Source organism: Buttiauxella noackiae ATCC 51607 (assembly GCF_001654865.1).
Taxonomy (GTDB): domain Bacteria; phylum Pseudomonadota; class Gammaproteobacteria; order Enterobacterales; family Enterobacteriaceae; genus Buttiauxella; species Buttiauxella noackiae.
On the sequence record NZ_LXEO01000049.1, the window covers coordinates 32709 to 45330 of the forward strand.

General features: G+C 49.2%; 13 protein-coding genes. 1 reads left to right on the plus strand and 12 read right to left on the minus strand.

Going from position 1 to position 12622, the window contains the following annotated elements:
- Positions 1-2 precede the first annotated feature (2 nt).
- The 11 genes from M979_RS15885 to pilM form a co-directional block, all read right to left on the minus strand.
- Positions 3-704, minus strand: a complete 702-nt coding sequence (locus M979_RS15885) for a phosphoglycolate phosphatase (RefSeq protein ID WP_034460268.1) — start codon at positions 702-704, stop codon at positions 3-5.
- Positions 697-1374, minus strand: coding sequence for a ribulose-phosphate 3-epimerase (gene rpe, locus M979_RS15890; protein ID WP_064555545.1), 678 nt, complete (start codon positions 1372-1374; stop codon positions 697-699). The genes M979_RS15885 and rpe overlap by 8 nt, the downstream gene beginning before the upstream one ends.
- A gap of 45 nt (positions 1375-1419) precedes the next feature.
- Entirely contained in the window at positions 1420-2238 is an 819-nt protein-coding gene (gene dam, locus M979_RS15895; RefSeq protein WP_034460273.1) for an adenine-specific DNA-methyltransferase, read from the minus strand.
- Between the two features lie 64 nt (positions 2239-2302).
- Complete coding sequence (damX, locus tag M979_RS15900; RefSeq protein ID WP_064555547.1) at positions 2303-3601, minus strand: cell division protein DamX; 1299 nt, start codon at positions 3599-3601, stop codon at positions 2303-2305.
- Positions 3602-3698: 97 nt separating this feature from the next.
- On the minus strand, positions 3699-4787 hold the full coding sequence (gene aroB / locus M979_RS15905; protein WP_064514320.1) for a 3-dehydroquinate synthase: 1089 nt from the start codon (positions 4785-4787) through the stop codon (positions 3699-3701).
- 60 nt (positions 4788-4847) lie between these two features.
- Positions 4848-5369 (minus strand): shikimate kinase AroK, encoded by a 522-nt coding sequence (gene aroK / locus M979_RS15910; protein ID WP_034460280.1) that lies wholly within the window; start codon positions 5367-5369, stop codon positions 4848-4850.
- 319 nt (positions 5370-5688) lie between these two features.
- Positions 5689-6936 (minus strand): DNA uptake porin HofQ, encoded by a 1248-nt coding sequence (gene hofQ / locus M979_RS15915; RefSeq protein ID WP_074388674.1) that lies wholly within the window; start codon positions 6934-6936, stop codon positions 5689-5691.
- Entirely contained in the window at positions 6875-7261 is a 387-nt protein-coding gene (locus tag M979_RS23390) for a DNA utilization family protein (RefSeq protein ID WP_064555548.1), read from the minus strand. The genes hofQ and M979_RS23390 overlap by 62 nt, the downstream gene beginning before the upstream one ends.
- Complete coding sequence (locus M979_RS15925) at positions 7251-7718, minus strand: HofO family protein (RefSeq protein ID WP_157093257.1); 468 nt, start codon at positions 7716-7718, stop codon at positions 7251-7253. Before M979_RS15925 ends, M979_RS23390 begins: the two co-directional genes overlap by 11 nt.
- The gene (locus M979_RS15930) at positions 7702-8253 is read right to left on the minus strand and encodes a PilN domain-containing protein (RefSeq protein ID WP_064555552.1); all 552 of its coding nucleotides are present in this window, start codon (positions 8251-8253) and stop codon (positions 7702-7704) included. The genes M979_RS15925 and M979_RS15930 overlap by 17 nt, the downstream gene beginning before the upstream one ends.
- Positions 8253-9116, minus strand: a complete 864-nt coding sequence (gene pilM / locus M979_RS15935; RefSeq protein ID WP_157093258.1) for a type IV pilus biogenesis protein PilM — start codon at positions 9114-9116, stop codon at positions 8253-8255. Before pilM ends, M979_RS15930 begins: the two co-directional genes overlap by 1 nt.
- An 80-nt stretch (positions 9117-9196) precedes the next feature.
- Here pilM and mrcA point away from each other — a divergent pair, with 80 nt between their 5' ends.
- Positions 9197-11749, plus strand: coding sequence for a peptidoglycan glycosyltransferase/peptidoglycan DD-transpeptidase MrcA (gene mrcA, locus M979_RS15940; RefSeq protein ID WP_064555557.1), 2553 nt, complete (start codon positions 9197-9199; stop codon positions 11747-11749).
- 49 nt (positions 11750-11798) lie between these two features.
- On the opposite strand, the gene nudE is transcribed toward mrcA, so the two are convergent.
- Complete coding sequence (gene nudE, locus M979_RS15945) at positions 11799-12359, minus strand: ADP compounds hydrolase NudE (RefSeq protein WP_064555558.1); 561 nt, start codon at positions 12357-12359, stop codon at positions 11799-11801.
- Positions 12360-12622: the final 263 nt, after the last annotated feature.

Below are 12622 nucleotides of genomic sequence, written 5' to 3' on the forward strand. Positions count from 1 at the left end.
TCTTATTCCTGATGTTCTTTGTTAGAGAGCCCTAATGCGGGCAATAAATCGTTGAAATGGTCAAACACGTAATCGGGTTTGCTCAACTCGATGGACTCACCATAGTTATAACCGTAAGTCAGGCCAATGGAACAGCAACCAGCCGCCTGAGCCGCGAGAATATCGTTGCGGGAGTCACCAACAAAAAGCAGTTCTTCCGCGCTAAGATTCAACTCTTCCATCACTTTATGCAGCGCTTCGGGATGTGGTTTTTTGTTTTCCACATCATCGCCACCAATAATGACTTTGAAGTATTGCGCAATGCCCAATCTTTCCAGCATCGGTAATACAAACGGTGTCGGCTTGTTAGTTACCAGTCCCATCGGCAAGCCTTTTTCGGCCAACACAGCTAACGTATTAGCGACCTCCGGGAACAGGAAGCTGCCCTCTTCTGCTGTTTGCGCATAGTAGGTGTCAAACAGTTTACGAGCGATGCTGCATCGGTCAGCTTCAGGCTCTTCACCTTTCAACGCCCAGGTCAATGCGCGCTTAACCAGCACATCAGCACCGTTGCCGATCCACTTTTCAACTTTGTCTTCACCCGCGGTCGGCAACTCCAGCGCATAAAGCGCCTGATCCATTGCCTGCGTCAGCCCCAATGCGGTGTCGACCAGTGTACCGTCTAAATCAAAGGCGATACCGCGAATTTTACTTAACTTATCCATGACTTACCTTTGCTAACTCACTACGCATACGATCAATAACGGCTTTATAATCTGGCTGATTGAAAATCGCCGAACCGGCAACAAACATGTCAGCACCTGCCGCAGCAATTTCAGCAATATTGTCCACTTTCACTCCACCATCCACTTCCAGGCGAATGTCATAGCCAGAAGCATCAATGCGCTCACGTACCTGGCGCAGTTTTTCCAGCGTATGTGGAATAAATGATTGGCCGCCAAAACCCGGGTTAACAGACATCAGCAAAATCACATCAAGTTTATCCATGACGTGATCCAGCCAACTCAACGATGTTGCTGGGTTAAGCACCAGGCCTGCTTTGCAGCCGTGCTCTTTGATCAGTTGCAGGGAACGGTCAACATGCTCTGACGCTTCGGGATGGAAGGTAATGATGTTGGCGCCGGCAGCGGCGAAATCCGGAATAATGCGGTCAACAGGTTTCACCATCAGATGCACATCAATAGGGGCAGTAATACCGTAATCTCGCAGTGCTTTTAACACCATCGGACCAATGGTGAGGTTAGGAATGTAATGATTATCCATAACATCGAAATGGACGACATCCGCACCTGCAGCCAGCACCGCAGCCGTGTCTTCACCCAGACGGGCAAAATCGGCTGAGAGGATTGAGGGGGCAATCAAAAACTGTTTCATCCGCTTCTCCAATAGCAAATCAAAAAAGACCGCGGACGAAACGTCTCAGGCACTGACTTTATACAGCGCCAGTAGTTCGTCCACCTTGTTACGTGTTCCACCATTCCGGCTAATGCTACGACGCACCTGCACGACATGCAGTTTTGCCTGGTGGTACCACAACCGGGTGAGTTCCGTATCATGGTTAGAAATCAGCACCGGGATGCGATTTCCTTGCAAATTTTCGGCTAACTGCGCGAGATGTTGCTGCTGCACAGCGTTAAAGCTATCGGTGTGATACGCCGTAAAATTAGCCGTTGCAGACAAAGGTGCGTAGGGAGGGTCGCAATAAACAACAGATCCCGCACTGACATTTGCCATGCTGACATCGTATGACTGACACAAGAATATGGCGTTTTGTGCTCGTTCGGCAAAATGATACAACTCTTCTTCAGGGAAGTAGGGTTTGATGTAACGGCCAAACGGGACATTGAATTCACCACGTAGGTTATAACGACAAAGGCCGTTGTAACAATGGCGGTTCAGATATAAAAACAGCAATGCACGACGAAACTCATCTTTGCATTGGTTAAATTCGGTACGATTGAGATAAAACGCCTGCTCATCGTTTTGCTCAGCAGTAAAGAGTTTACGGGACTCCTGAACGTACTCATCCGCGCGGGTTTTGACGATGTTATAGAGGTTAATCAGATCGCTATTAATATCTGCGAGGATATAACGAGAATAATCAGTATTCAGAAAGACTGAGCCGGCACCAACAAACGGCTCAATCAGACAATCACCTTTCGGCAGATACTTTTTAATGTCTTCGAGCAGGGGGTATTTCCCCCCCGCCCATTTCAGAAAAGCGCGATTTTTTTTCATGCTGCCTAACTATTTACACCTTTTCCTGCTGTGGAAAGGTTCCAACAGCGGCTGCGCTTGTTCATCACTTCAGATCAGACTGAACCTGATGGATAGGTTTTGCCCATGGGTTCTTGGCCTGCACATCGGCTGGCAATGTTGCAACGGCACGTTTTGCCTCATCTTTGTTGGCATAAATACCGCTAACCAACACATACCATGGCTGACCATTTCGCACAGTCTGGTAAACCATATAGTGCTGCAGGTTCTCTTTCTTCGCCCAGGCATTCAGGTTTGCCGAGTTAGAAGAAGAGCTGAGCTGCAAGGTGTAATGGCTTCCCGGAGCACCTTTGATTGCGCCTGCATCACCCGCGACAGCGCCAGTGGCGGCCGCTGCAGGAGTTGCTTCTGCTGCTTTCGATACCGGGGCTGCTGCAGTTTGAGTCGGAGCAGCTTTAGGTGCCGCAGCACTGACCGGTGCTTTAACTGGTGCCGCTGCTGTTGGCGCAGGAGCAGTAACAGGCTCACTACGTTTTGCCGTTGCTACCGGTTTTGGTTCCGCTTTCACGGCTGGTTGTTTTACAGGTTGAGCTTTGTGCTGCGACTCAATCACGACAGTTTTACGTTCCTGACGTGGAGCGGCTTGTTTCTCTGGCTCTGATTTTGCTACTGCACGTGGAGCTGTAGTTGCTCCTGCAACTGCTGCGACAGTAGCCGGAGCTGTTGGCAATGTTGAGCTATTAACTGCATTGTCAATCTGGCCGGACTGTTGAGTCAGTGCATTATTCAGGTCACCCGGAACTTCAACACGCTGTTGGCCCTGTGGCACAGGTTGAGTTTGTGCATCAGACGGCGTTGAAGAAATTGCAGGAAGAGTCACTTCTTGCGGGTTACCTGCGGTTTCGGTCTGATTAGCAGCAGACGTGTCACCAGGTTGCGGTTGCGCGCCATTAGCCTGGTCAGCCGCAGAACCGGACAAGTCGATATTCTTTTCAGCGCTCGGATTCTTATTCGCTGTTTCAGTATCAGTAGAAGGGGCTTTGAGGGCCGAACCAATCCCGATGATTAACAGCAACAGTACAAGAATACCAATGCCCATCATCAGGTGCTGGCGGGAAACCGGCACTTTCTGTTTAGCGGATTTTTTACGGGTACGAGCCGGGCGACGTTCTTCTGCGTCAACTTGCAGGTCATCGTCGTTTTCATACTCTTCTTCATCACGAGCACGACGGGTACGCGCGGGACGAGGCTCATCAGAGTCTAATTCAACATCATCGACATTGATCTGCGGATCATTATCGCGCTCATCAGATTTACGGTTACGGCCTGAACGGCGATCGCTGGGATCGGGTTTCAGTTCGTCTTCCGGTTTAAATTCATCCATTTAACACCCCACTCAAAGGCTTGTGCCAGCGATTCAAAGTCAGCACAACGCCCGAAGTTAAAAATCGCCTGACATCAGCGACCGAAATTTCTAATAATTAAGCCTGCTGACAATCAGCAATGGCGGACAAAACGATATCGTGTGGCACTCCGCCACGCATTTCACTCTTCCCGATTGCCAGCGGCAGCACTAAGCGCAGCTCACCGGCCAAAACTTTTTTGTCACGCATCATGTGGGGCATATACGCGGCAGCAGACATTTCTTTCGGCCCAGTAACTGGCAGCCCGGCACGTTGCAGCAATTTAATAATGCGCTGCACATCTGCCTCACTGAAGTTCCCTAAACGCTGAGCTGTTCGTGCCGCCATAACCATACCTGCGGAAACAGCTTCACCGTGTAGCCAATTGCCATAGCCCATTTCTGCTTCTATAGCGTGACCAAAGGTGTGGCCCAAATTCAGTAAAGCACGTAAGCCGCTTTCGCGCTCGTCAGCGGCAACAACTTCTGCTTTCAGCTCACAACAACGACGAATACACCAGGCCATTGCTTTGCCATCCAGCGCAAGCAATGCATCCAGATTTTCTTCAAGCCAGTTAAAGAAATCGCCGTCGAGAATAATTCCATACTTAATGACCTCTGCCAGACCAGATGCCAACTCCCGGGCAGGTAAAGTATTCAGACAGTCGAGATCCACCACTACCGAAGCAGGTTGGTAGAACGCGCCAATCATATTTTTACCAAGAGGGTGGTTAACGGCTGTTTTACCGCCGACAGAAGAGTCCACTTGCGAAAGCAAAGTGGTTGGAACTTGAATAAAGCGTACGCCGCGTTGATAACTCGCTGCGGCAAAGCCAGTCAGGTCACCTACGACACCACCGCCCAAAGCAATGAGTGTCGTATCACGACCATGTGGCTTTTCAAGTAACGCAGTAAAGACAGTGTCTAATACAGCGAGACTCTTAAATTGTTCGCCATCCGGAAGGATGACGGAATCGACTTTAACGCCCGCTTGCTCCAGCACGCCACGCACCTTATCCAGGTAGAGCGGCGCCAGGGTTTCATTGGTCACCAGCATCGTTTGGTCGCCAGCCTTCAGCGGCCCAAAAGATGCCGAGTCACTAAATAACCCAGCAGCAATGGTGATAGGGTAACTACGTTCCCCGAGAGTGACTGTTAACCTCTCCATAACGCGAAGTCCACCTTGATGTTGCTTAGCCCGCAGGCGTTTTTTTCGATTAAGCCAGAATCAGTTGCTTTCCAACATATTAATAATCTGGTTAGCAACCACTTTGGCACTTTGGTCGTCAGTGCGAATCGTCACATCAGCAATCTCTTCATAAAGAGGATTGCGTTCCTGAGCTAAGGCTTCAAGAACTTCACGCGGTGGAGTCTCAACTTGCAGTAGTGGGCGTTTTTTATCACGCTGCGTACGGGCGAGCTGTTTTTCAATTGTGGTTTCAAGATACACCACAACTCCACGGGCGGAGAGACGGTTACGGGTCTCACGAGATTTTACAGAACCGCCGCCAGTTGCCAGCACAATGCCCTGTTTTTCAGTGAGTTCGTTGATGATTTTTTCTTCGCGATCGCGGAAGCCGTCTTCGCCTTCAACGTCGAATACCCAGCCCACATCAGCTCCGGTACGTTTCTCAATCTCTTGATCAGAATCGAAAAATTCCATATTGAGTTGCTGAGCTAACTGACGCCCAATAGTGCTTTTGCCGGCACCCATAGGCCCAACCAGAAAGATATTGCGTTTCTCTGCCATTTTTTCGGTACTACTAAGACAATTCGTTGATGATAAACCCGCCCTGTTACAACCAGGTGCAGCGGGACATGAACTGAAACCTCATAAGCGATAGTGCGAGAGTCAGACTGAAAATTATCTCAATACTCAAGGTGGTTTGGCAACCGATTATATTCCCCGGCCTTCTTATGAAGAAGAAAATGCATAAATCGGGGTTATCTGTCACAAGACTTGAGCAACCAGCCTCTCGAAACGGTACACCTTGTAAGCTAATTCCTCTCTGGCGTCAAACACCTGGGCAACGTTTCAAAGAAAAACTGCACGATGAGGGAAGAAAAAGCTACGAAACAGGGATAAGTCGAGGGGTAATAAATACAACTAATTCACGGCGTTGATGATTTTTTGCATCATGGCGAAACAGGCTGCCCACAATGGGTATTGAGCCAAGCAAAGGGACGCTGTCGCTACTGTCAGTGTTGTGTTGCTGGAAGATCCCACCAAGGGCAAGGGTCTCACCATTTTTCACCGCAACGACAGTTTCAATTTCTTGCTTGTCAATCGCCAGGACTTCGCCATCAGATTGCTGAATACTACGACCTGGCATATTTTGGCTAATGCGCAATTTTAAGCGGATATTGCCATCAGACTGAATAGTCGGCGTCACTTCCATCCCCAGAACAGCCTCTTTAAACTCAATTGCCGTTGCCCCGCTCTCGCCACTGGATACCTGATAAGGGATCTCCGTACCTTGCTTGATGCTGGCAGGCTGTTGATGTGCCGCCATCAGGCGCGGGCTGGCAATGATTTCAAGCTGTTGCTGTTGTTCCAGAGCAGATAATTCAAGTTCCAGTAATCGCCCGTCAATTCGAGCAATATTAAAACCGACCTTTGTTGTAGCGTTATTGACGGAAAGATCGGCTGAAAAACCAGTGGTCTGATGGAGCTTATTTTCCCCAGATTGCTCCGCGGTAGACCATTTCACACCAAGCTCACGTAACTTATCCTGGTTGATAGTGACAATATGGGCTGAAATTTCCACTTGTCCAATTGGCAAATCCATTTCTTTCACCCAGTCAGCAATCTGTTTGAGCACTGTCTTGTTATCACGCACAATCAGCCGGTTAGTGCGTTTATCAGCCGTGATATTACCCTGAGCACTCAACAACTTATTTCCACCAGATTTTAGTGATGTCGATAACTCTTCAACATCGGCATGATGAGGAGTGAAGATCTGGTAGAACATAGGTTGATCGAGAGACCTTTGCTTTCGTTGCTCCATCGCTTGCGCTTGTTGCTCACGCAAGCGAGCCTTCGGAAAAATCTGTATTACATTACCTTCCTGTTGCTGGCTAAGTTCCGCGCTATTCAATACCAATTGAAATGCTTGCTTCCACGGCACATCAATCAAGTTAAGCGACAGTACTCCATCCACACCTGGAGCAACCATAAGGTTAACGTTTTGGTTTTCAGCTAATGCCTGCAAAACCTGGGTTACCGGCGCGTTGTCGAGAACCAGAGAAATTCCTTTACCTGCCTGGCAGGAGAGAGGCAGAGTCAACACCAGAAGAAATACCCGCATCCATGGCATATATTTTTCCTTTTATTTCCCAACGATAAGAAGAGGGTTTGCAGGCGGGATTAAGCCTCGCCACCACATACCCCATCCCGACATTTTCAATACGTACATCGGGAAAGAGCTCTTGATCTACTTTGATTCGCTGCCCGATACCTTGTGGGCTGAGCATCAGCGCCGTACTCGCAGTGGGCGAACTGAGAACTCCCTGTAATACCCAGGCCGCCAGTTGCTCGGTCAGTTTTTCACAAGGAGAAATATGCGGCTGAAAGGGGTTCGAAGGCATAGCACTCACGGTTGAAATAACCATGAACCCTACCCAAAAAATGCTACGACTCATCGGAAAATTCCATTGTCAGCATTAGTTTGAGTAACTCCCCTTGTGCAGTAATGGTGAAAGAGTGCCCCGCTACCACTCGATATTCTGCAAGTCTGGTAAATAAACCCGGTAGTTCCTCCCATGGCACAAGAATTTCCAGTGTTCCTTCCTTATTTTCAGGCTGCCACTTCAGCAACTTCCCCCTTGATTTCCCAACGAACTCCGTCACGGAGAATGCCCGTAAATTAGATGGATGCACGTGCAGTTCAGAGGGTGAAACTTGAAGGACTTTGCGTTGCAATTCAGTAATGCGTCGAGCTGGGTGCTTGCTGTCTGCTTCTAACTGAGAAAAATGAGAATGATGTGGCCGTATCAAACTTATCCAGGCAATAACCGTGACTACACCTGTTACGGCGACAATCATCACCACACGTCTCCAGCCCGGGCCACTCAGCCAGCATTCAATTAACCAGGGCATTTGCCACCTCAGATATCGTTAAGGTGAAAACAAAACCAAACCCGCCCTGTGCTTCGTACTGAACCGCACCTGTCCGCACGGCAGAAATACCTTCAAGATGGGTGAGCTCTTTTTCAAGCACCTGCAAATCGTCAAGAAGGCCGCTGTGTCCCTTTACAATAAACTGCCTTTTTTGCAGCGTTAAGGAAGACAACCAGGCTCCATCGGGCATAAAACCAGCGATACGAATCAAGCGTTTTTCCCATATCTGGATAGCTTTTTGCTGCGCTTCACGAGTCTGCTGCAAGCGCAGCATTTCTTTGTTCTGCTTCTGTTGAACTAATCGCCGTTGATAGAGATGCTCTAATGCAGATTGCATGCTTGTCAGGTAGTCATTTCGTGCCTGCTGCTGGCGAATTTCCCATGCGGAAAACTGCCGTACAGTCATGACCAGTAACGGCACAAACACCAAAACCAGGCAGAATAAAAAACTCCAACGGCGCATACGTTGCTGGCGCTGTATCTGGCGCCACGGTAGTAAATTAATCAGGCGCATCAGCTAAATACTCTACCTATCGCCAGTGCTATCGCGACCGTAAATTCGGCGCCATTACGTGGTAAGGGTGGCTGTAGACGGGAAAACGCTTGCCAGGCATCTAAAGATAAAATGTCCGCCGAAACTGGTGACGATGGCGCATGACTCAATGCAACCAATCCAGGCTCGGTTTTTAATTGCTGACACAAGTCGAAAATTGTTGGCGCCACGTTGGTATCACTCCATCCCCAACGTGGCACAGGCTCAGTAGAAGCCCATAACCAATGGCCCTGTTCTTGATGAACCAGGTACTGACATTTCTCCAGACGGCACGGAGAAATAAGTGTCGGCAATGCGCTGGCTCCAGGTGTTAATGTCGTGGGATATAGCCTTATCGCGGCCAGACTTTTGAGCAACGCAGCGACATCTGTCTGGCGCGCAGCTACTATCAAATGTGGATCAGCAACATCTTGTGACGGTAAATAATCCCAACACAATTGAGCCGATGTCATTTGCAACTGACGGGCAGTTGCTGAGGCGATATAAGCTTCTCGTGCTGGTTCAGACAAACGTTTATCAGGTGCGGGGACCGGGCGTTGTAATGTCCGTGACCCAGGAAAAGAGATGCGTATCTGGTGACGTAGAGGTAACTCTTTTCGCCAATCCACCAGTGCCTTAGTCAGCGCTTCAGTATTCATTACCAGGCCGTTGCTGAAGGTGCCTTCAGGCAGTGGCAATTGCCACCAATGCCGAAGTTGCCACCCTTGTCGTTGGCGCTGAACAGCCACAACACGAATGTTTTCATGTTGAATATCCATACCAATTTCCCAGGTTGTGAATACCATGTTTACGTTCTCCTTATCGCCGGTTACGGAAAATGCCATACCAATGCCACTGGCTTGCCTTTATACTACCGCGCGGTTGTTTATAAACTGCCCAATGGAAACGTAATGGGAAATTTAAGGTGAAGTTCGTAAAGTATTTATTAATCCTTGCAGTATGTTGCATTCTGCTGGGAGCAGGCTCGATCTTCGGGCTTTACAAATTTATTGAGCCGCAGTTGCCTGATGTCGCTACGCTGAAAGACGTGCGACTGCAAATTCCAATGCAGGTTTATACGGCTGATGGCGAGTTAATCGCGCAATACGGTGAAAAGCGCCGTATTCCGGTTACGCTCGATCAAATTCCCCCCGTCATGGTGAAAGCGTTCATTGCGACTGAAGACAGCCGTTTTTACGAACACCATGGTGTTGATCCGGTTGGGATTTTCCGCGCCGCTAGCGTGGCGCTGTTTTCTGGTCATGCATCGCAGGGCGCAAGCACTATCACCCAACAGCTGGCACGTAACTTCTTTTTAAGTCCTGAACGAACGCTGACGCGAAAGATAAAAGAAGTGTTCCTGGCGATTCGTATTGAGCAGTTGCTTTCCAAAGATGAAATCCTCGAGTTGTATCTCAATAAGATTTATCTCGGCTACCGCGCTTATGGTGTAGGTGCCGCAGCACAGGTCTATTTTGGGAAGTCCGTAAATGAATTAAGCCTGAGTGAAATAGCGGTTATTGCCGGTTTGCCAAAGGCGCCGTCAACCTTTAACCCGCTTTACTCGCTCGATCGTGCAACTTCCCGCCGTAATGTGGTGTTATCGCGTATGTTGAGTGAAAACTACATCACTCAGGCGCAATTCGATGAAGCGCGAAATCAGCCAATCGATGCGAACTACCACGCACCAGAAATCGCGTTCTCCTCACCTTACCTGTCTGAGTTAGTCCGCCAGGACATGGTTGCTAAGTACGGTGAGAAAGCCTACGAAGATGGTTATAAGGTTTACACCACCATCACTCGTAAAACTCAGCAAGCTGCACAACAAGCCGTGCGTAACAACGTTATGGCCTATGACATGCGCCACGGCTATCGCGGCCCATCAAACGTATTGTGGAAAGTAGGTGAAACACCGTGGGACAAAACAAAGATTGTCGATTCGTTAAAGAATCTACCGGTCTATGGCCCGCTTAACCCTGCTGTGATTACACAAGCATCACCGAATGAAGCTACCGCATTGTTGGCGGATGGCAGCGCTGTTTCTATTGATATGGACGGCATGCGTTGGGCGCGCCCTTATCGTTCAGATACTGCTCAGGGCCCAACGCCAAGAAAAGTGACCGATGTCGTGCAGGCCGGGCAGCAAATCTGGGTGCGTAAAGTTGATGACAGCTGGTGGCTTGGACAAATCCCGGATGTGAACTCTGCCCTGGTTTCCATCAACCCACATGATGGTGCGATAGTCGCCCTGGTCGGTGGCTTTGATTTCAATCAGAGCAAGTTTAACCGTGCAACGCAGGCATTACGCCAGGTTGGCTCCAACATCAAACCGTTCCTCTACACAGCGGCAATGGACAAGGGTTTGACGCTGGCGAGTGTGCTGAACGATGTGCCTATTTCACGCTGGGATGCCGGTGCGGGTTCCGATTGGCGCCCGAAAAACTCCCCGCCAGAATATGCCGGACCAATAAGATTGCGTCAGGGTCTTGGTCAGTCGAAAAACGTGGTAATGGTACGTGCGATGCGCGCTATGGGCGTGGATTACGCGGCTGAATATCTGCAACGCTTTGGCTTCCCTGCACAAAACATCGTGCATACCGAATCGCTGGCGTTAGGCTCGGCATCTTTCACACCAATGCAAGTCGCGCGTGGTTACTCGGTGATGGCGAACGGTGGCTTCCTGGTTGACCCGTATTACATCTCTAAAATTGAGAATGAAATCGGTGGGACAATCTTTGAAGCGAAACCAAAAGTAGCTTGCCCGGATTGTGATATCCCGGTGATTTACGGTGAAACGCAGAAGTCTAACGTGCTGGAAAATCAGAATGTCGAAGACGTCGCACAGTCTGAGGAAAAACAGAATGTTAGCGTCCCAATGCCGAAGCTTGAACAAGCGAATACCGAGTTGGTTGCGCAGAGCAGCCCGCCTGAATACGCACCACATGTTATCAACACCCCGCTGGCTTTCCTGATTAAGAGTGCATTGAACTCAAACATCTTTGGCGAGCCGGGCTGGCAAGGTACTGGCTGGCGTGCAGGGCGGGATTTGAAACGCAATGATATTGGCGGCAAAACCGGTACGACAAACAGTTCGAAAGATGCATGGTTCTCAGGCTACGGACCGGGCGTGGTGACATCTGTCTGGATTGGTTTTGACGATCATCGTCGCGACCTTGGGCGTACATCGGCATCGGGTGCGATAAAAGACCAGATCTCAGGCTATGAAGGTGGGGCGAAAAGTGCTCAACCTGCGTGGGATGAATTTATGAAAGCCGCTCTTGAAGGTGTTCCGGAAGAGCCGTTAACACCGCCACCAGGCATTGTTACGGTCAATATCGATCGCAGCACCGGGCAACTTGCCAATGGCGGGAATAGCCGTCCTGAGTTCTTTATTGAAGGCACCCAACCGACGCAGCAGGCTGTGCATGAGGTGGGAACGACGATAATTGATAACGGCGAGACCCACGAACTGTTCTAGGTAATTGATAAAGCCCGTTTCACCCTGAAACGGGCTTTAAGAGAAAAAGTTACAAACGCCCCTGCTCTTTCAACCATTCACGCACGAGGAAAAGCGCACTCACATTTCGCGCTTCGTTAAAGTCTTCCTCATTAAGCAGATCCAGCATTGAGTCTAGCGGCCAACGTACTTGCGGTAGTTCTTCTGGCTCATCACCTTCCAGCGATTCTGGATAGAGACTCTCAGCAATGACGATATTCATTTTGCTGGAGAAATAGGACGGCGCCATCGTCAATTTTTTCAGGAATGTCAGCTGATGAGCTCCGAAGCCAACCTCTTCTTTCAACTCGCGATTCGCTGCTTCAAAGACAGTCTCGCCAGGGTCAATTAACCCTTTAGAGAAGCCGAGTTCATAAGACTCTGTACCAACCGCGTATTCACGGATCAAAATCAAATGGTTATCAACGATAGGGACTATCATTACAGCTTCGCGGGCAGATGGACGCATGCGCTCATAGACTCGGCGCACACCGTTGCTGAACTCCAGGTCCACCGTTTCGACATTAAACAGACGTGAACGAGCCACGGTTTCAACATGTAAAATAGTCGGTTTTTGTAATGGTTTGCTCATCGTGGCTGGGTTAACAGTAAATGCAGGTGCACCATTGTGCGTTATGCCACATATCTCACGCAACGGACATTAGTTATTATTTACATTTTTGCAACTTTAGGTGATTTTTCAATACCTCCATCACATGTCAATACACGACAAATGAAATAGGAATTTGCTGATATTTCTCGTAAAGTCGCTTTGCTAACATTATGTTACAGCAGGCTATACACGCAAAAATGTCTCAAGATTGAGGCCATGCCTGCCGATAACGATTTTTACAC

What these genes read in the sequence shown, in the direction of transcription:
- M979_RS15885 (WP_034460268.1), bottom strand. Translation starts at nt 704, where the DNA reads ATGGATAAGTTAAGTAAAATTCGCGGTATCGCCTTTGATTTAGACGGT.
- rpe (WP_064555545.1), bottom strand. Translation starts at nt 1,374, where the DNA reads ATGAAACAGTTTTTGATTGCCCCCTCAATCCTCTCAGCCGATTTTGCC.
- dam (WP_034460273.1), bottom strand. Translation starts at nt 2,238, where the DNA reads ATGAAAAAAAATCGCGCTTTTCTGAAATGGGCGGGGGGGAAATACCCC.
- damX (WP_064555547.1), bottom strand. Translation starts at nt 3,601, where the DNA reads ATGGATGAATTTAAACCGGAAGACGAACTGAAACCCGATCCCAGCGAT.
- aroB (WP_064514320.1), bottom strand. Translation starts at nt 4,787, where the DNA reads ATGGAGAGGTTAACAGTCACTCTCGGGGAACGTAGTTACCCTATCACC.
- aroK (WP_034460280.1), bottom strand. Translation starts at nt 5,369, where the DNA reads ATGGCAGAGAAACGCAATATCTTTCTGGTTGGGCCTATGGGTGCCGGC.
- hofQ (WP_074388674.1), bottom strand. Translation starts at nt 6,936, where the DNA reads ATGCCATGGATGCGGGTATTTCTTCTGGTGTTGACTCTGCCTCTCTCC.
- M979_RS23390 (WP_064555548.1), bottom strand. Translation starts at nt 7,261, where the DNA reads ATGAGTCGTAGCATTTTTTGGGTAGGGTTCATGGTTATTTCAACCGTG.
- M979_RS15925 (WP_157093257.1), bottom strand. Translation starts at nt 7,718, where the DNA reads ATGCCCTGGTTAATTGAATGCTGGCTGAGTGGCCCGGGCTGGAGACGT.
- M979_RS15930 (WP_064555552.1), bottom strand. Translation starts at nt 8,253, where the DNA reads ATGCGCCTGATTAATTTACTACCGTGGCGCCAGATACAGCGCCAGCAA.
- pilM (WP_157093258.1), bottom strand. Translation starts at nt 9,116, where the DNA reads ATGGCATTTTCCGTAACCGGCGATAAGGAGAACGTAAACATGGTATTC.
- nudE (WP_064555558.1), bottom strand. Translation starts at nt 12,359, where the DNA reads ATGAGCAAACCATTACAAAAACCGACTATTTTACATGTTGAAACCGTG.